This is a genomic window from Ramlibacter tataouinensis (assembly GCF_027941915.1).
In the GTDB taxonomy this organism is placed as follows: Bacteria; Pseudomonadota; Gammaproteobacteria; order Burkholderiales; family Burkholderiaceae_C; genus Ramlibacter; species Ramlibacter tataouinensis_C.
Genome location: NZ_CP116009.1, coordinates 2,630,015 through 2,647,041 on the forward strand (window position 1 = coordinate 2,630,015; position 17,027 = coordinate 2,647,041).

Consider the following 17,027-nt stretch of genomic DNA (forward strand, 5'->3'; position numbering starts at 1 on the left):
GCCATGAACGTCCACACGCGGCGACTGCAGGCGCAGGGCGCGGCCGGTGCCATCGAGGTGCTGCGCGACGACCCCGAGCAGGCCGCCGTCGGCGTCGCCTTCATCGCGCATCCGCACCCGCTGTTCGGCGGCACCATGGAGAACAAGGTGGTGCAGACGCTGGCGCGCGCCTTCGTGCAGGAAGGCTGGAGCGCGGTGCGCTTCAATTTCCGCGGCGTCGGCGGCAGCGCGGGCGAGCACGACGAGGGCCGCGGCGAGGCCGACGACATGCGCGGCTTGGTCCAGGAGCTGGCGCCGCAAGGGCCGATTGCACTGGCCGGCTTTTCCTTCGGCGCCTACGTGGCGGCGAGCGTGACCGAGGCGCTGTGGCCGCAGCGCGAGCTGCGCAAGATCGTGCTGGTGGGTACCGCCGCTTCGCGCTTCGCGGTGCCGGCGCTGCCCCGCGACGCCCACGACCGCACCCTGGTGGTGCACGGTGAGCAGGATGACACGGTGCCGTTGCAGGCGGTGCTCGATTGGGCCCGGCCGCAGACCCTGCCGGTGACGCTGGTGCCCGGGGGCGGTCATTTCTTTCACGGACAATTGCCGCTCCTGAAAAACCTGGTGGCCCGCCACCTTCGCAGCTGAAGGAGTTTTCCCTGCCGATGAACCGTTTTGCCAAGGCGCTGGCCGCGCCGTTGCTCGCCCTGCTTTGCTTGGCCGCCGCCGCCCAGGCGCCGCAGCCTCCCGAAATCGCCGCCCGCAGCTACCTGCTGCTGGACGTCAGCGCCAACCAGGTGCTGGCCGGCCGCGACATCGACACCCCGGTCGAGCCCGCTTCCCTGACCAAGCTGATGACCGCCTACCTCGTCTTCGATGCGCTGCGCGCGAAGAAGATCGGCCTGCAGCAGACCCTGCCCGTGAGCGTGCGCGCGTGGAAGATGCCCGGCTCGCGGATGTTCATCGACCCCAGCATGCAGGTGCCGGTGGAGGACCTGATCAAGGGCATGATCGTGCAGTCGGGCAACGACGCCACGGTGGCACTGGCCGAAGGCGTCGGCGGCAGCGTCGAGCGCTTCGTCGAGCTGATGAACGACCAGGCCAAGGCCCTGGGCATGAACAACACCGGCTACAAGAATGCCGAAGGCCTGACCGCGCCGGGCCACACGACCACCGCGCGCGACCTGAGCATCCTGGCCACCCGGCTGCTGCAGGACTTCCCCGAGTACACCCACTACTACGCGATCAAGAAGTACCGCTTCCAGGGCACGCCGACGGCCAACGACACCAACCGGAACATGCTGCTGTTCCGCGACCCCACGGTCGACGGCCTCAAGACCGGCCACACCGACGCCGCCGGCTACTGCCTGGTCGCCACCGCGCGACGCGACTTCCCCAACCTGCAGGGCCGCCGGCTGCTGTCGATCGTGCTGGGCACGACCAGCGAGAACGTGCGGGCCAACGAGTCGCAAAAGCTCCTGAACTGGGGCTTCACCGCCTGGGAAGGCATCAAGCTGTTCGACGCCAACCAGCCGGTGGTCACCCCCGAGGTCTGGAAGGGCACCGCCAACACGGTCAAGCTCGGCCGCCACCAGCCGCTGGTGGTGGCCGTACCGGCGGGCACCGCCGCCCAGCTCAAGACCGCCGTGGCCCGGCCCGACCCGCTGGTGGCGCCCTTCACCAAAGGCCAGCAGGTGGCCACGCTGAAGGTGCTGGCCGGCGACAAGCCGGTGGCTGAGGTGCCGCTTGTGGCGCTGGAGGCGGTCGGCGAGGCCGGCGTGCTCGGCCGCGCCTGGGACGCCATCCGCCTGTGGATCCGGTGAGCGGACGGCCCCCGCGCCCTTGAGGGCAAACCCGCATCCGGCTATACTGGCGGGCTTTCCCGCAATTGGGGCGGGGAAGCCGTGCGCGCCACCGGGTGCGCCATTTCACGCTTAGGGACCCTTTTTCAATGCCAACCATCAACCAACTCGTGCGCCAGGGGCGGGAGGTCGAGAAGACCAACTCCAAGTCCCCCGCGATGCAGAACAGCCCCCAGCGCCGTGGCGTGTGCACCCGCGTGTACACCACGACGCCCAAGAAGCCGAACTCGGCCCTGCGCAAGGTCGCCAAGGTGCGCCTGACCAACGGCTTCGAGGTCATTTCGTACATCGGCGGCGAAGGCCACAACCTGCAGGAGCACTCGGTGGTGCTCGTGCGCGGCGGCCGCGTCAAGGACCTACCGGGCGTGCGCTACCACATCGTGCGCGGCTCGCTCGACCTGCAGGGGGTCAAGGACCGCAAGCAGTCCCGCTCCAAGTACGGCGCCAAGCGCCCGAAGAAGGCGTAACAGGTTTTTCGTTTGTCGGTGCTTCGACCGCTCGGCAGGCGAATCGAAGCGTAGTGACCCGCTGTCGGGTCGAGTAAGCGGGAGGCCGATTGGCTCCCTGGGCCCTCCGAGGGCCGGCTGAAGCAAATCAAGAGGTGAAAAATGCCACGTCGTCGCGAAGTCCCCAAGCGTGAAATCCTGCCGGATCCCAAGTACGGCAATGTCGAGCTCGCCAAGTTCATGAACGTCATCATGCAAGGCGGCAAGAAGGCGGTCGCCGAGCGCATCGTGTATGGCGCGCTCGAGCAGATCGAGAAGAAGAACCCCGGCCGCGACCCGGTCGAGGCCTTCACCATGGCGATCAACAACATCAAGCCCATGGTGGAAGTGAAGTCGCGCCGTGTCGGTGGCGCCAACTACCAGGTCCCGGTGGAAGTGCGCCCGGTGCGCCGGCTGGCGCTGTCGATGCGCTGGCTCAAGGAGGCCGCCAAGAAGCGCGGCGAGAAGTCCATGGCCCTGCGCCTGGCCAACGAACTGATGGAAGCCACCGAAGGCCGTGGCGGTGCCATGAAGAAGCGGGACGAAGTGCACCGCATGGCCGAGGCCAACAAGGCCTTCAGCCACTTCCGCTTCTAATCACCGTCCCCATCCAGGATCGGGCCCGCCGCGAGCGGGCCTGTCCCGTTAACGAAAGCACATCATGGCCCGCAAAACGCCTATCGAGCGGTACCGCAACATCGGTATCTCGGCGCACATCGACGCCGGCAAGACCACGACGTCCGAGCGCATTCTTTTCTACACCGGCGTGACCCACAAGCTGGGCGAGGTGCACGACGGTGCCGCCACCACCGACTGGATGGAGCAGGAGCAGGAGCGCGGCATCACGATCACGTCCTCCGCCGTGACCTGCTTCTGGAAGGGCATGGACCTGAGCCGTCCGGAGCACCGCATCAACATCATCGACACCCCGGGCCACGTGGACTTCACCATCGAGGTGGAGCGTTCCATGCGCGTGCTCGACGGCGCCGTGATGGTGTACTGCGCCGTGGGCGGCGTGCAGCCGCAGTCCGAGACGGTCTGGCGCCAGGCCAACAAGCACAAGGTGCCGCGCCTGGCCTTCGTCAACAAGATGGACCGCACCGGCGCCAACTTCTTCAAGGTGCACGACCAGATGCGCCTGCGCCTGAAGGCCAACCCCGTGCCGGTGGTGGTGCCGATCGGCGCCGAGGACGGCTTCGAGGGCGTGGTCGACCTGATCAAGATGAAGGCCATCTACTGGGACGACGCATCCCAGGGCATGAAGTTCGAGTACCGCGACATTCCGGCCAACCTGGTCGACACCTGCAACGAGTGGCGCGAGAAGATGGTCGAGGCGGCCGCCGAAGCCAGCGAAGAGCTGATGAACAAGTACCTCGAGGAGGGCTCCCTCTCCGAGGCGGAGATCATCGCCGGCCTGCGCCAGCGCACCATCGCGACCGAGATCCAGCCCATGCTGTGCGGCACCGCGTTCAAGAACAAGGGCGTGCAGCGCATGCTGGACGCCGTGCTGGACTTCCTGCCCGCGCCGACGGACATCCCGGACGTCAAGGGCACCGACGACGACGAGAAGCCCGTCACCCGCAAGGCCGACGACAACGAGAAGTTCTCGGCGCTGGCCTTCAAGCTGATGACCGACCCCTTCGTCGGCCAGCTGACCTTCGTGCGCGTCTACTCCGGCGTGCTGAGCAAGGGCGACACCGTCTTCAACTCGGTCAAGGGCAAGAAGGAGCGCATCGGCCGGATCGTGCAGATGCACGCCAACGAGCGCCAGGAAGTCGACGAGATCCGCGCCGGCGACATCGCCGCGTGCGTGGGCCTGAAGGACGTCACCACCGGTGAGACCCTGTGCGACCCGGCCTCGCCCATCGTGCTGGAGCGCATGGTGTTCCCCGAGCCCGTGATCCGCCAGGCCGTGGAGCCCAAGAGCAAGTCCGACCAGGAGAAGATGGGCATCGCGCTGCAGCGCCTGGCCTCGGAAGACCCCTCGTTCCGCGTGAACACCGACGAGGAATCCGGCCAGACCATCATCGCCGGCATGGGCGAGCTGCACCTGGAAATCATCGTCGACCGCATGAAGCGCGAGTTCGGCGTCGAGGCCAACGTCGGCAAGCCGCAGGTGGCCTACCGCGAGACCATCCGCAAGCAGGTCACCGAGGTCGAGGGCAAGTTCGTGCGCCAGTCGGGCGGCAAGGGCCAGTATGGCCACGTCGTCTTCACGGTCGAGCCGAACGAGGCCGGCAAGGGTTTCGAGTTCGTCGACGCCATCAAGGGCGGCGTGGTGCCGCGCGAGTACATCCCGGCGGTGCAGAAGGGCGTCGAAGAGGCCCTGAACACCGGCGTGCTGGCCGGCTACCCCGTGGTGGACGTGAAGGTCACGCTGACCTTCGGCTCGTACCACGACGTCGACTCGTCCGAGCAGGCGTTCAAGATGGCCGCCATCTTCGGCTTCAAGGATGGCGCCCGGAAGGCCAACCCCGTCATCCTCGAGCCCATGATGGCAGTGGAAGTCGAGACGCCCGAGGAGTACGCCGGCAACGTGATGGGCGACCTGTCGTCCCGCCGCGGCATGGTGCAGGGCATGGACGACATGGTCGGCGGCGGCAAGGCCATCAAGGCCGAGGTCCCGCTGTCCGAGATGTTCGGCTACTCGACCACCCTGCGCTCGATGTCGCAGGGCCGCGCGACGTACACCATGGAGTTCAAGCAGTACAGCGAGGCCCCGAAGAACGTCGCCGAGGCGATCATCGCGGCGCGCGCCAAGTAAGTTCGAGACGGCCGCTTCGGCGGCCCGTCTGCGACCACGCCCCCCTCGCTGCCCGTGGCGAGGGAGCCAGGAGCGTGGTGCAGACGTAAAACCCGATCACGGGCATTGCTCTTTCTGGAGATTTTTCAATGGCAAAAGGTAAATTCGAGCGCACCAAGCCGCACGTCAACGTGGGCACGATCGGCCACGTGGACCACGGCAAGACGACGCTGACGGCGGCGATCGCGACGGTGCTGTCGGCCAAGTTCGGCGGCGAAGCCAAGGCCTACGACCAGATCGACGCGGCGCCGGAAGAAAAGGCGCGCGGCATCACGATCAACACCTCGCACGTCGAGTACGAGACGGCGGCGCGCCACTATGCGCACGTGGACTGCCCGGGCCACGCCGACTACGTCAAGAACATGATCACCGGCGCTGCCCAGATGGACGGCGCCATCCTGGTGTGCTCGGCCGCCGACGGCCCGATGCCCCAGACGCGCGAGCACATCCTGCTGGCGCGCCAGGTGGGCGTGCCCTACATCATCGTGTTCCTCAACAAGTGCGACATGGTCGATGACGCCGAGCTGCTGGAGCTGGTGGAGATGGAAGTGCGCGAGCTGCTGAGCAAGTACGACTTCCCTGGCGACGACACCCCGATCATCAAGGGCTCGGCCAAGCTGGCGCTGGAAGGCGACAAGGGCGAGCTGGGCGAGCAGGCCGTGCTGAAGCTGGCCGAGGCGCTGGACACCTACATCCCGACGCCCGAGCGGGCCGTCGACGGCGCCTTCCTGATGCCGGTGGAGGACGTGTTCTCCATCTCCGGGCGCGGCACGGTGGTGACCGGCCGCGTGGAGCGCGGCATCGTCAAGGTCGGCGAGGAAATCGAGATCGTGGGCATCAAGGCCACGCAAAAGACCACCTGCACGGGCGTGGAGATGTTCCGCAAGCTGCTCGACCAGGGCCAGGCCGGCGACAACGTCGGCATCCTGCTGCGCGGCACCAAGCGCGAGGACGTCGAGCGCGGCCAGGTGCTGTGCAAGCCCGGCTCGATCAAGCCGCACACGCACTTCTCGGCCGAGGTGTACGTGCTGAGCAAGGACGAGGGCGGCCGCCACACGCCGTTCTTCAACAACTACCGCCCGCAGTTCTACTTCCGCACGACGGACGTGACCGGCTCGATCGAGCTGCCCAAGGACAAGGAAATGGTGATGCCCGGCGACAACGTGACGATCACCGTCAAGCTGATCGCCCCGATTGCCATGGAAGAAGGCCTGCGCTTTGCCATCCGCGAGGGCGGCAAGACCGTCGGCGCCGGCGTCGTCGCCAAGATCATGGAGTAATCAGATGGCCCAGCAGAAAATCCGCATCCGCCTCAAGGCCTTCGATTACAAGCTGATCGACCAGTCCGCCGCCGAGATCGTCGATACCGCCAAGCGCACCGGCGCCATCGTCAAGGGGCCGGTGCCGCTGCCGACGCGCATGAAGCGCTTCGACATCCTGCGCTCGCCGCACGTCAACAAGTCGAGCCGCGACCAGTTCGAGATCCGCACCCACCAGCGTCTGATGGACATCGTCGACCCGACCGACAAGACGGTGGACGCGCTGATGAAGCTCGACCTGCCGGCCGGCGTGGACGTGGAGATCAAGCTGCAGTAAGCGCAGCCGCAAGGCAAGTCAGTGCCCGCTCTTGGCAGGCTTGCCGGGGTCCGGCTATAATTTCGGGCTCCGCGCCGACAGGTGCGGAGCTTTTTTCAACCTTCTTGTGCCGTTCTCCTGCGGGAGGGCGTCCAACGCAGAAGCCAATTGCAGCGGCTGCGGCGCAAGTTCAGGAGCTAACAACATGAGTCAAAGCAACTCCCTCGGGTTGCTGGGCCGCAAGGTGGGCATGATGCGCCTGTTCACCGATGACGGGGATGCCATTCCTGTCACGGTGCTCGACGTGTCGGGCAACCGCGTGACCCAGGTCAAGACCCAGGAAACCGACGGCTACGCGGCCTTGCAGGTCACGTTCGGCAAGCGTCGTCCCTCGCGCGTGTCCAAGCCGCTGGCCGGCCACCTGGCCAAGGCGGGCGTCGAGGCGGGCGAGATCATCCAGGAATTCCGCGTGACGGCCGAGGCCGCCGGCAAGTACGCCGCAGGCGCCACCGTGCCGGTGGCCGACGTGTTCGCCGTGGGCCAGCAGGTCGACGTGCAGGGCACCTCGATCGGCAAGGGCTACGCCGGCACCATCAAGCGCCACAACTTCGCCTCGCAGCGCGCCTCGCACGGCAACAGCCGCTCGCACAACGTCCCGGGCTCGATCTCCATGGCCCAGGACCCGGGCCGCGTGTTCCCGGGCAAGAAGATGACCGGCCACATGGGCGACGAGACCGTCACCACCCAGAACCTCGACGTCATCCGCATCGACGAAGCGCGCCAGCTGCTGCTGGTCAAGGGCGCCGTGCCCGGCGCCAAGGGCGGCTTCGTCACGGTGCGCCCGGCCGTCAAGGCCAAGGCCGCCGCCGCCGAGAAGGGAGCGAAGTAAATGCAGCTCGAACTCCTGAACGAGCAGGGCCAGGCCGCGTCCAAGGTGGACGCGCCCGAGACCGTGTTCGGCCGTGAATACAACGAGGACCTGGTTCACCAGATCGTCGTCGCCTACCAGGCCAACGCCCGCCAGGGCACCCGGGCCCAGAAGGACCGCCAGCAGGTCAAGCACTCGACCAAGAAGCCGTTCAAGCAGAAGGGCACGGGCCGGGCCCGCGCCGGCATGACCTCCTCGCCGCTGTGGCGCGGGGGCGGCCGCATCTTCCCGAACAGCCCGGAAGAGAACTTCACCCAGAAGATCAACAAGAAGATGTACCGCGCCGGCATGGCGTCCATCTTCTCCCAGCTGGCCCGCGAAGGGCGCCTGGCCGTGGTCGACTCGCTCAAGGTCGATTCGCCCAAGACCAAGCAGCTGGCGGCCCGCTTCAAGGCCATGAACCTCGAGTCGGTCCTGGTGATCGCCGAAGAGGTCGACGAGAACCTGTATCTCGCTTCCCGCAACCTGGCCAACGTGCTCGTCGTCGAGCCGCGTTACGCCGATCCGCTGTCGCTGGTGCACTTCAAGAAGGTGCTGCTCACCAAGGGCGCCCTCGACCAGCTCAAGGAGATGTTCGCATGAGCCGTGTGAACCCCACTCCCGCCGAACGCAAGTTCGACGAAGGCCGCCTGATGCAGGTGCTGGTCGCACCGATCGTCTCCGAGAAGGCGACGCAGGTGGCAGACAAGACCAATGCCGTCACCTTCAAGGTGCTGCAGGACGCCACCAAGCCCGAGATCAAGGCTGCCGTGGAACTGATGTTCAAGGTCGAGGTCACCGGCGTGTCGGTGGTCAACACCAAGGGCAAGACCAAGCGCTTTGGCCGCTCGGTGGGTCGCCGCGACAACGTGCGCAAGGCCTACGTGACGCTCAAGGAAGGCCAGGAGCTCAACCTCTCCGGGGAGGCCGCGTAAATCATGGCAGTCGTGAAGATGAAACCGACCTCGCCCGGCCAGCGCGCCGTGGTCAAGGTCACGCGGGACCACCTGTACAAGGGTGAGCCTTACTCGCCTCTGCTCGAAAAGCAGTTCCAGAAGGCCGGCCGCAACAACAACGGCCACATCACCATCCGGCATCGCGGCGGCGGCAACAAGCACCACTACCGCGTCGTGGATTTCCGCCGCGAGAAGGACGGCATCCCGGCCAAGGTGGAGCGCATCGAGTACGACCCGAACCGCACGGCGCACATCGCCCTGGTGTGCTACGCCGATGGCGAGCGCCGCTACATCATCGCTCCGCGCGGGCTGGAAGTCGGCGCGCAGCTGGTGTCCGGCTCCGAAGCCCCGATCCGCGCCGGCAACACCCTGCCGATCCGCAACATCCCGGTGGGCTCGACCATCCACTGCATCGAGCTGCAGCCCGGCAAGGGCGCGCAGATCGCGCGGTCGGCCGGCACTTCGGCGACGCTGCTGGCCCGTGAGGGCGTCTACGCGCAGGTGCGCATGCGCTCCGGCGAAGTGCGCCGCGTGCACATCGAGTGCCGCGCCACGATCGGCGAGGTGGCCAACGAAGAGCACAGCCTGCGCCAGCTCGGCAAGGCCGGCGCCAAGCGCCACATGGGCATCCGCCCGACGGTGCGCGGCGTCGCGATGAACCCGATCGACCACCCGCACGGCGGCGGCGAGGGCCGCACCGGCACCGGCATGCCGCCGGTCGATCCGTGGGGCAACCTGACCAAGGGCTACCGCACGCGTAATAACAAGCGTACGCAGACGTTCATCGTCTCGCGCCGCAAGAAGTAAGGGGTCGCACAAATGACGCGTTCTCTCAAGAAGGGTCCGTTTGTGGACCACCACCTGGTGGCCAAGGCCGACAAGGCCGTGACCAACAAGGACAAGAAGCCGATCAAGACCTGGTCGCGCCGCTCGATGATCCTGCCCGAGTTCATCGGGCTGACCATCGCCGTGCACAACGGCAAGCAGCACGTGCCGGTCTACATCACCGACCAGATGGTGGGCCACAAGCTGGGCGAATTCGCCCTGACGCGCACCTTCAAGGGTCACCCGGCGGACAAGAAAGTCCAGAAGAAGTAAGGAGCAGACACCATGGAAACCCGTGCAGTCCTCCGCGGCGTCCGCCTGTCCGTCGACAAGGGCCGGCTGGTGGCCGACCTGATCCGCGGCAAGAAGGTGGACCAGGCGCTGAACATCCTGGACTTCACCCAGAAGAAGGCCGCCCTCGTGGTCAAGAAGGTGCTGGAGTCCGCCATCGCGAACGCCGAGCACAACGAAGGCGCCGACATCGACGAGCTGAAGGTCAAGACCATCTACGTCGAGCAGGGCGCCACGCTCAAGCGCTTCACGGCGCGCGCCAAGGGCCGCGGCAACCGCATCAGCAAGCCCACGTGCCACGTGTACGTGACGGTCGGCAACTGAGGCAAGGCAAGAATATGGGACAGAAAATCCACCCGACCGGCTTCCGTCTTTCGGTCAGCCGCAACTGGGCCAGCCGCTGGTACGCCAACAACCGTGACTTCGCCGGCATGCTGGCCGAGGACATCAAGGTCCGCGAGTACCTCAAGAGCAAGCTGAAGAACGCCGCCGTCTCGCGCGTTCTGATCGAGCGCCCCGCCAAGAACGCCCGCATCACCATCTTCTCGGCCCGCCCGGGCGTGGTGATCGGCAAGAAGGGCGAGGACATCGAGGCGCTGAAGAAGGAACTGGCCACCCGCCTGGGCGTGCCGGTCGCCGTCAACATCGAGGAAGTGCGCAAGCCCGAAGTCGATGCCCAGCTGATCGCCGACTCGATTACCCAGCAGCTCGAAAAGCGCATCATGTTCCGCCGCGCCATGAAGCGCGCGATGCAGAACGCCATGCGCCTGGGCGCGCAGGGCATCAAGATCATGTCGGCGGGCCGCCTGAACGGCATCGAGATCGCGCGCACCGAGTGGTACCGCGAAGGCCGAGTGCCGCTGCATACGATGCGCGCCGACATCGACTACGGCTTCTCCGAAGCCAAGACCACCTACGGCGTCATCGGCGTCAAGGTGTGGGTCTACAAGGGCGACACGCTGGGCCGCAGCGACGCGCCGTCGCTGGACTCGACGCCCCGCCCCGAAGGCGAGGAGCGCCGTGGCCCGCGCGGCCCGCGCCGTGACGGCCGCGGCGGCCCCGGCGGCGATCGCCGTGGTCCCTCGCGCGGCCCGCGCGGCGGCGCCGGTGCTGGCTCGACCAGCGCCGCGCCCGCCGACGGCAGCGACAAGCCCCAAGAGGCAACTGGAGGCGCGGATGCGCCGAAACCCGCCGTTAAGCGCGTAGCCCGCAAGGTCGCCGCGCCGGCCGCCACCCCGGCCGACGGCAAGGAGAGTAAACATGCTGCAACCCGCTCGACGCAAGTACCGCAAAGAGCAGAAGGGCCGCAACACCGGCATCGCGACGCGTGGCAACAGCGTCGCCTTCGGTGACTTCGGCCTCAAGTCCACCGACCGCGGCCGCCTGACGGCGCGCCAGATCGAGGCCGCGCGCCGCGCGATCTCCCGCCACGTCAAGCGCGGCGGCCGCATCTGGATCCGCGTCTTCCCGGACAAGCCGATTTCGCAGAAGCCGGCCGAAGTCCGCATGGGCAACGGCAAGGGCAACCCCGAGTTCTACGTGGCCGAGATCCAGCCGGGCAAGGTGCTGTACGAGATCGTGGGCGTGCCCGAGGAGCTGGCGCGCGAGGCGTTCCGCCTGGCGGCGGCCAAGCTGCCGCTGCGCACCACGTTCGTGTCGCGCATGATCGGCGCGTAAGGAGGAAAGCATGAGCAAAGCATCCGACCTGCGCCAGAAGGACGTGGCCGCCCTCGAGACCGAGGTCAAGGATCTGCAGCGGGCCCATTTCGGCCTGCGCATGCAGAAGGCCACCCAGCAACTGAACAACACCGCTTCGCTGCGCGTCACGCGCCGCGACATCGCGCGCGCCAAGACCATCCTGGCCCAGAAGCGCGCCGAGACCGCCAAGTAAGGAGTGACGGACATGACGGAAGCCAAGACTTCTCTGAAGCGCACCCTGGTTGGCAAGGTGGTGAGCGACAAGCGTGCCAAGACCGTGACGGTCCTGGTCGAGCGCCGCGTCAAGCACGAGCTCTACGGCAAGATCGTGGCCCGCTCGAGCAAGTACCACGCCCACGACGAAAAGGGCGAGTACCACGTGGGCGACCTGATCGAGATCACCGAGAGCCGGCCGATCTCCAAGACCAAGAACTGGGTGGCTACCCGCCTGGTGCAGAAGGCCGCGGCGGTCTAAACCCCCTCGCCTTCCCGCGACTTCGAAACGGCCCACAATGTGGGCCGTTTTCTTTTTTCAGACCCAGCAACAGGAGAAATGCACATGATCAAGGTCGGAGACAACCTGCCCGATGTGACGCTGCAGGAGTACTCGGAAGTCGAGGGCAATGGCTGCAGCATCGGCCCCAACCCGGTGAAGGTGAAGGAGGCGGCGGCCGGCAAGACCATCGCCCTGTTCGGCCTGCCCGGCGCCTTCACGCCGACCTGCTCGGCCAAGCACGTGCCGGGCTACGTGCAGCAGTTCGACGAGCTGAAGAAGGCCGGGGTCGACGAGATCTGGTGCGTCAGCGTCAACGATGCCTTCGTCATGGGCGCCTGGGCGCGCGAGCAGAAGACCGGCGGCAAGGTGCGCATGCTGGCCGACGGCAGCGCCGATTTCGCCCGGGCCACCGGCCTGACGCTGGACCTCACCGGCCGGGGCATGGGGGTGCGCAGCACGCGCTACTCCATGCTGGTCAAGGACGGCAAGGTCGCCACGATGAATGTGGAAGGGCCGGGCAAGTTCGAGGTGAGCGACGCCGCCACGCTGCTGGCACAAGCCAAGGGGTAAGCCGGACCTCGCGCCTGCTTCGCTCGGGCGAGCGGTAGGGGCGCGCACAGGCGTGCCCCTTTTTGCTTTTCAGGCCGCCCGTCCGGGGGCTTTCAGCGCTACAGGTCCACCTTCAGGTAGTGCGCGCCGGCGATGGGGTTGTGGTAGTACGGCTCGATCGGGTGGAAACCCAGGTCCTCGTACAAGGCGCGCGCTGCCTCCATGTCGTCCAGCGTATCGAGCAGCACGCAGGCATAGCCACCCTGGCGGGCTGCGTCGAGGATGGCTTCGGCCAGTTGCCGGCCCAGCCCGAACCCGCGGAAAGCCCTGCGCACGTACAGCCGCTTCATCTCGGCGGCGTTGGGGTAGTCGCAGGCGGCCAGCGGCCGCAGCGCACAACAGCCGGCCAGGGCGCCATCGACCCGCGCCAGCAGCAGCGCGCCATGGGGAGCCGCATACTCGCCGGGCAGCGTCTTCAACTCCTCCTCGAACCCCTGGAAGCACAGGTCCACGCCAAGTCCCTGGGCGTATTCGATGAAGATCTCGCGGGTGGCTTCCAGCTCTTCGGCGCTGGCCGGCGTCGCCAGCTCGATCAAGGGTAAGTCGGCCGTGGGCAATCTGGTGGCGGGGGGATGGACGGGCTGGCCAGTTTAGCGGCTGGCCGCAGCGGCTCAAGCTGAGCCGCTCGGCCGGCAGGGGCTAGGTGACCAGCCAGCCGACGGCACCGGCGCACGCGGCAAACAGGCCCAGGGCGGCCAGCCGGGACGCCGCATCGTCGCGCGAAGCCGGCGCCGGGAAGGCCAGCACCTTGTCGCCGCGCAGCATGGGTCCGACCAGGTCGTGCTTCTTCTTCCACTGGTAGAACAGGACCGCCGCGATGTGCAGGCCGAGCAGGCCGACCAGCAGCCATTGGCCGATGTCGGCGTGGTACGCGGTGGCGGCCAGGCCGGTGTCGGTGCCGACCAGCCGGTTCAGCGGTCCCTGGAAGGCGATTTCGTCATCGCTGACCAGCCCGGTGCCGACCTGTGCCAGCAAGGCCACCAGCATGGCCAGCACCGAGGCGGCGCCCAGCGGGTTGTGACCCACCAGATGGTCGGGATGGGCGCGCCCGCGCAGGTAGTCCACCACCCGGGCCGGCGCCTGCAGGAAAGCGGCGAAGCGCGACCAGCGCCCGCCCACCAGCCCCCAGACCAGCCGGAAGACCAGCAGCGCCAGGACGGCGTAGCCCAGGCGGGCGTGCCACACGATCCAGGAGCCCGGCGCCCAGGCGGTGGCCAGCAGGCCGATGATGCAGGCCACCAGGCCCCAGTGGAACAGGCGCGTGGGCAGGTCCCAGACGCGAACGGTGTGCAGGGTCATGGGTCGATTTTCTCGCCGCCGATTGTGCGTGGAATCTCCGACCGCGCCGGTCCCCGCCAAATTCCCGAGTGCGCCGCCGGACCGGGCCGATTTGCTACAAACCCGGCGCCGCCCCCGCGGCACCCATCAACCCGGAGACCCTTCATGAGATTTTTCGCACCGCTCGCCCTCGCCGCTGCAGCCGCCGCCTTCGCGGGCCCGGCCGCGGCGCAGTTCGCCAAGCCGGAGGACGCCGTCAAGTACCGCCAGAACTCGCTGTTCGTGATGGCCCAGCACTTCGGTCGCATCGGCGCGATGGTGAACGGCAAGGCCCCCTACGACGCCAAGGCGGCGGTGGAGAACGCCGAAATCGTCAACGTCATGGCCAAGCTGCCCTGGGCGGGCTTCGTCGCCGGTACCGACAAGGTCGGCCAGACCAAGGCCAAGCCGGAGATCTGGGCCGAGCAGGCCAAGTTCCGCGAGCACAACGAAAAGCTGGTCGGCGAATCCGGCAAGCTGCTGGCGGCGGCCAAGACCAACAACCTGGACAACCTGAAGGCCGCCTTCGGCGCCACCGCCGGCACCTGCAAAGCCTGCCACGACGACTTCCGCAACAAGTGACCCGGCAAAGCCCCGTGAAGCGGGGCACGCCGAAAAACAAAGGGCGCCGGTGGCGCCCTTTGTTCATTCCAGCGCGCCGGAGCGCTCACCCCTGCGCCAGCAACCGCTCGATCAACTGGTGCAGCTCGGCGAAATCCGGCTGGCCGACGTAGCGCTTCACGATCTCGCCGCGCTTGTTGACGATGAAGGTGGTGGGCGTCAGCTGCACGTCGCCCCAGGCCCTGGCGGCCGCGCCGGTGTTGTCGATGGCCACGGAGAACGGCAGCTTGCGCGTCTGCGCAAAATTGACGACGTAGCTCGGCGGGTCGTAGCTCATCGCCACGGCCAGGGTGTCGTAGCCGCGCGCCTTGTACTTGTCGTGGGTCTCGACGATGTGCGGCATCTCGGCGACGCAGGTGGTGCAGCTGGTGGCCCAGAAGTTCACCAGCGTGACCTTGCCCTTCAGGTCCTCGGTGGTCTTCTTGCTGCCGTCCAGCAGGACGAAGGTGGACGCCGGCGCGGCCGCGGTCCCGGTGTTCAGGTACACGGTGGCGCCGATGGCCACCACGGCCGCCGCCACCACGCCGATCAATGCTTTCTTCATGGGCTGTCCAGTTTACGGCCCGATGGACCCCGTTTCCGGCAAAAGGTTTCTGGCCGGGACTCAGGCGCAGGCCGACAGAACGGCGGCCAGCTCCGCCGGCTGGCTGACCATCGGGTCGTGGCCGCTCGCGAGCTCGACCACGCGGGCGCCGGCGCCGCCACGCCAGGCTCCGGCCCAGAAGCCCGGGTCGGCCATGCGCGGCCGGATGGCGTCGATGGTGGGCAGCGGCGGCCGGGTGCAGTTGACGAAGGTTCTCGGCACGGCCGCCACGCGCGCGGGGTCGAACGCCAGCGCCGCCTCGTAGCAGTGCCCCGGCTGCGGCGTGAGCCGGCGCTTGACCCACTGGTAATCGGCGGCGTCCAGCCCGTAGTTGTCCGGATCGGGGACGGCCAGCGCGAACTCGGGCGAGGCGGCAGCGCTGGCCAGGCGCGCATCGCGCACGGCGCGCGCATGGGTGCTGCTCCAGCTCTCGCCCGGCCGCGGCACCACCGCATCGACGTACGCCAGGTGGCGCAGGCGGCCGCCCATGCGGTCGGCGATCGCCGTGCCGATCATCCCGGCGTACGAGTGGACGGCCAGCACCACGTCGTCCATCTCCTCGGCCTCGATCGCCGCCGCCACGTCCTGGATGTGGGTCTCCAGCGTGATGGCCGGCGACAGCAGGTGGGCCCGCTCGCCCAGCCCGGTCAGCGTCACCGCATGCGCCCGGTGGCCCTCGCGCGCCAGCGCCTGCACCACCCGCTGCCAGCACCAGCCGCCGTGCCAGGCCCCGTGCACCAGGACGAAATTGGCCATCAGGTCACTCCCTGTCGTTGCAGGCCGGCCACCTGCTCGTCGCTCCAGCCGAGCACGCCGGTCAGCACTTCGCGCGTGTGCTGCCCCAGCAGCGGCGGCGGCCGTTCGCTGCGCACCGGGGTCGCTCCCATCTTGATCGGACTGCCCACCAGCCGCAAGCCGTCGGCCAGCGGGTGCGGCCAGTCGGTCACCATGCCGCGCTCGCGCACCTGCGGGTCGGCGAACACCTCGGCCAGGTTGTTGATCGCTCCACAGGGCACCTTGGCCGCCTCGAGCGCGCCCAGCCACTCGGCCTTGCCGCGGGTGCGCATCACCTCCTCCAGCATCGGCACCAGCACGGCGCGGTGCCGCACCCGGTCCTGGTTGCGGGCGAAACGCTCGTCGCGCGCCAGCGCCGGCCGGCCCGCCACCTCGCAGAACCTGGCGAACTGGCCGTCGTTGCCGACGGCCAGGATGATGTGGTCCTTGCCGCCGTCCGCTGCCGGCGCGACCTCGAACACCTGGTAGGGCACGATGTTCTGGTGCGCGTTGCCGGCGCGGCCCGGCACCTGGCCGCTGACCAGGTAGTTGGCGCCCAGGTTGGCCAGCATCGCCACCTGCGTGTCCAGCAGGGCCATGTCGATGTGCTGGCCCTCGCCGGTGCGCTCGGCGTGGCGCAGCGCCGCCAGGATCGCCACCGTCGCATAGAGGCCGGTGAACAGGTCGGCCACCGCCACGCCGACCTTCTGCGGCCCGCCGCCCAGGTCGTCGCGCTCGCCGGTGATGCTCATCAGGCCGCCCATGCCCTGCACGGCGTAGTCGTAGCCGGCGCGCTCGCGGTAGGGGCCGGTCTGGCCGAAGCCGGTGATGCTGCAATAGACCAGGCGCGGATTGACGGTGCGCAGCGAGGCCCAGTCCAGTCTGTAGCGGGCCATGTCGCCGACCTTGAAGTTCTCCACGAACACGTGGCAGTGGCGCGCCAGTTCGCGGATCAGCGCCTGTCCGGCCGGCTGCGCGATGTCGCAGGTGACGGACCGCTTGTTGCGGTTGGCGCCCAGGTAGTAGGCGGCCTCGTGCGTGTCGTGGCCGTCGCGGCCCGGCAGGAACGGCGGGCCCCAGCTGCGGGTGTCGTCGCCGCTGCCCGGGCGCTCGATCTTGATCACGTCGGCCCCCAGGTCGGCCAGGGTCTGGGTGCACCAGGGGCCGGCCAGCACGCGGGACAGGTCGAGGATGCGGATGCCGTCGAGCGAGGTCATGGACGCGATTGTCGAACGGAACCGTATCA

23 protein-coding genes and 1 pseudogene are annotated in these 17,027 nt (G+C 67.8%); 19 read left to right on the plus strand and 5 right to left on the minus strand.

Annotation, left to right across the window (positions count from 1 at the left end; genetic code table 11):
* Window positions 1–3 precede the first annotated feature (3 nt).
* The 18 genes and pseudogenes from PE066_RS12405 to PE066_RS12490 all read left to right on the plus strand — a co-directional run bounded on the left by PE066_RS12405 (window position 4) and on the right by PE066_RS12490 (window position 12,447).
* Window positions 4–627 (plus strand): alpha/beta hydrolase, encoded by a 624-nt coding sequence (locus tag PE066_RS12405; protein ID WP_271232850.1) that lies wholly within the window; start codon window positions 4–6, stop codon window positions 625–627.
* Between the two features lie 17 nt (window positions 628–644).
* A complete protein-coding gene (locus PE066_RS12410) occupies window positions 645–1,802 on the plus strand; it encodes a D-alanyl-D-alanine carboxypeptidase family protein (protein WP_271232851.1) in 1,158 nt (385 codons plus the stop codon).
* Between the two features lie 128 nt (window positions 1,803–1,930).
* Window positions 1,931–2,308, plus strand: coding sequence for a 30S ribosomal protein S12 (gene rpsL / locus PE066_RS12415; RefSeq protein ID WP_027101803.1), 378 nt, complete (start codon window positions 1,931–1,933; stop codon window positions 2,306–2,308).
* Window positions 2,309–2,449: 141 nt separating this feature from the next.
* Window positions 2,450–2,923 carry a 30S ribosomal protein S7 gene (gene rpsG, locus PE066_RS12420; RefSeq protein WP_271232852.1) on the plus strand — a complete coding sequence of 158 codons (474 nt, stop codon included), beginning with the start codon at window positions 2,450–2,452 and terminating at the stop codon, window positions 2,921–2,923.
* A gap of 64 nt (window positions 2,924–2,987) precedes the next feature.
* Window positions 2,988–5,090 (plus strand): elongation factor G, encoded by a 2,103-nt coding sequence (gene fusA, locus PE066_RS12425; protein WP_271232853.1) that lies wholly within the window; start codon window positions 2,988–2,990, stop codon window positions 5,088–5,090.
* 128 nt (window positions 5,091–5,218) lie between these two features.
* Window positions 5,219–6,409 (plus strand): elongation factor Tu, encoded by a 1,191-nt coding sequence (gene tuf, locus PE066_RS12430; RefSeq protein ID WP_271232854.1) that lies wholly within the window; start codon window positions 5,219–5,221, stop codon window positions 6,407–6,409.
* 4 nt (window positions 6,410–6,413) lie between these two features.
* Entirely contained in the window at window positions 6,414–6,725 is a 312-nt protein-coding gene (gene rpsJ / locus PE066_RS12435) for a 30S ribosomal protein S10 (protein ID WP_145895499.1), read from the plus strand.
* Between the two features lie 184 nt (window positions 6,726–6,909).
* Window positions 6,910–7,593 (plus strand): 50S ribosomal protein L3, encoded by a 684-nt coding sequence (gene rplC / locus PE066_RS12440; protein WP_271232855.1) that lies wholly within the window; start codon window positions 6,910–6,912, stop codon window positions 7,591–7,593.
* Window positions 7,594–8,214 (plus strand): 50S ribosomal protein L4, encoded by a 621-nt coding sequence (rplD, locus tag PE066_RS12445; RefSeq protein WP_271232856.1) that lies wholly within the window; start codon window positions 7,594–7,596, stop codon window positions 8,212–8,214.
* Complete coding sequence (rplW, locus tag PE066_RS12450; RefSeq protein ID WP_271232857.1) at window positions 8,211–8,546, plus strand: 50S ribosomal protein L23; 336 nt, start codon at window positions 8,211–8,213, stop codon at window positions 8,544–8,546. The genes rplD and rplW overlap by 4 nt, the downstream gene beginning before the upstream one ends.
* Window positions 8,547–8,549: 3 nt before the next feature.
* On the plus strand, window positions 8,550–9,374 hold the full coding sequence (gene rplB / locus PE066_RS12455) for a 50S ribosomal protein L2 (protein WP_271232858.1): 825 nt from the start codon (window positions 8,550–8,552) through the stop codon (window positions 9,372–9,374).
* Window positions 9,375–9,386: 12 nt separating this feature from the next.
* Window positions 9,387–9,665 carry a 30S ribosomal protein S19 gene (rpsS, locus tag PE066_RS12460; RefSeq protein WP_271232859.1) on the plus strand — a complete coding sequence of 93 codons (279 nt, stop codon included), beginning with the start codon at window positions 9,387–9,389 and terminating at the stop codon, window positions 9,663–9,665.
* A gap of 12 nt (window positions 9,666–9,677) precedes the next feature.
* Window positions 9,678–10,007, plus strand: coding sequence for a 50S ribosomal protein L22 (gene rplV / locus PE066_RS12465; protein WP_271232860.1), 330 nt, complete (start codon window positions 9,678–9,680; stop codon window positions 10,005–10,007).
* A gap of 14 nt (window positions 10,008–10,021) precedes the next feature.
* Window positions 10,022–10,939, plus strand: a pseudogene (gene rpsC / locus PE066_RS12470) (30S ribosomal protein S3); the annotation flags it as partial.
* Between the two features lie 4 nt (window positions 10,940–10,943).
* On the plus strand, window positions 10,944–11,360 hold the full coding sequence (gene rplP, locus PE066_RS12475) for a 50S ribosomal protein L16 (protein WP_271232861.1): 417 nt from the start codon (window positions 10,944–10,946) through the stop codon (window positions 11,358–11,360).
* A gap of 10 nt (window positions 11,361–11,370) precedes the next feature.
* Entirely contained in the window at window positions 11,371–11,574 is a 204-nt protein-coding gene (gene rpmC, locus PE066_RS12480; protein WP_271232862.1) for a 50S ribosomal protein L29, read from the plus strand.
* 12 nt (window positions 11,575–11,586) lie between these two features.
* Window positions 11,587–11,856, plus strand: coding sequence for a 30S ribosomal protein S17 (rpsQ, locus tag PE066_RS12485; RefSeq protein ID WP_271232863.1), 270 nt, complete (start codon window positions 11,587–11,589; stop codon window positions 11,854–11,856).
* Between the two features lie 84 nt (window positions 11,857–11,940).
* Entirely contained in the window at window positions 11,941–12,447 is a 507-nt protein-coding gene (locus PE066_RS12490; RefSeq protein WP_271232864.1) for a peroxiredoxin, read from the plus strand.
* A gap of 98 nt (window positions 12,448–12,545) precedes the next feature.
* Here the strand turns inward: PE066_RS12490 and PE066_RS12495 are convergent, their stop codons facing one another.
* Together PE066_RS12495 and PE066_RS12500 are read right to left on the minus strand one after the other, a co-directional pair.
* Entirely contained in the window at window positions 12,546–13,022 is a 477-nt protein-coding gene (locus PE066_RS12495) for a GNAT family N-acetyltransferase (protein ID WP_271232865.1), read from the minus strand.
* A 103-nt stretch (window positions 13,023–13,125) separates the two neighbouring features.
* A complete protein-coding gene (locus PE066_RS12500) occupies window positions 13,126–13,785 on the minus strand; it encodes a cytochrome b/b6 domain-containing protein (protein ID WP_271232866.1) in 660 nt (219 codons plus the stop codon).
* Window positions 13,786–13,929: 144 nt separating this feature from the next.
* Between PE066_RS12500 and PE066_RS12505 the strand changes: the two genes are divergently transcribed.
* Window positions 13,930–14,385: a c-type cytochrome gene (locus tag PE066_RS12505; RefSeq protein ID WP_271232867.1), complete on the plus strand. Its 456-nt coding sequence runs from the start codon at window positions 13,930–13,932 to the stop codon at window positions 14,383–14,385.
* A gap of 85 nt (window positions 14,386–14,470) precedes the next feature.
* On the opposite strand, the gene PE066_RS12510 is transcribed toward PE066_RS12505, so the two are convergent.
* From PE066_RS12510 to PE066_RS12520, 3 genes are read right to left on the minus strand one after another with little or no spacing between them, the layout of a single operon-like run.
* Window positions 14,471–14,968 (minus strand): TlpA family protein disulfide reductase, encoded by a 498-nt coding sequence (locus PE066_RS12510; RefSeq protein WP_271232868.1) that lies wholly within the window; start codon window positions 14,966–14,968, stop codon window positions 14,471–14,473.
* A gap of 60 nt (window positions 14,969–15,028) precedes the next feature.
* Window positions 15,029–15,763 (minus strand): alpha/beta fold hydrolase, encoded by a 735-nt coding sequence (locus tag PE066_RS12515; RefSeq protein ID WP_271232869.1) that lies wholly within the window; start codon window positions 15,761–15,763, stop codon window positions 15,029–15,031.
* Window positions 15,763–16,998, minus strand: coding sequence for a CaiB/BaiF CoA transferase family protein (locus tag PE066_RS12520; protein ID WP_271232870.1), 1,236 nt, complete (start codon window positions 16,996–16,998; stop codon window positions 15,763–15,765). The genes PE066_RS12515 and PE066_RS12520 overlap by 1 nt, the downstream gene beginning before the upstream one ends.
* Window positions 16,999–17,027 lie beyond the last annotated feature (29 nt).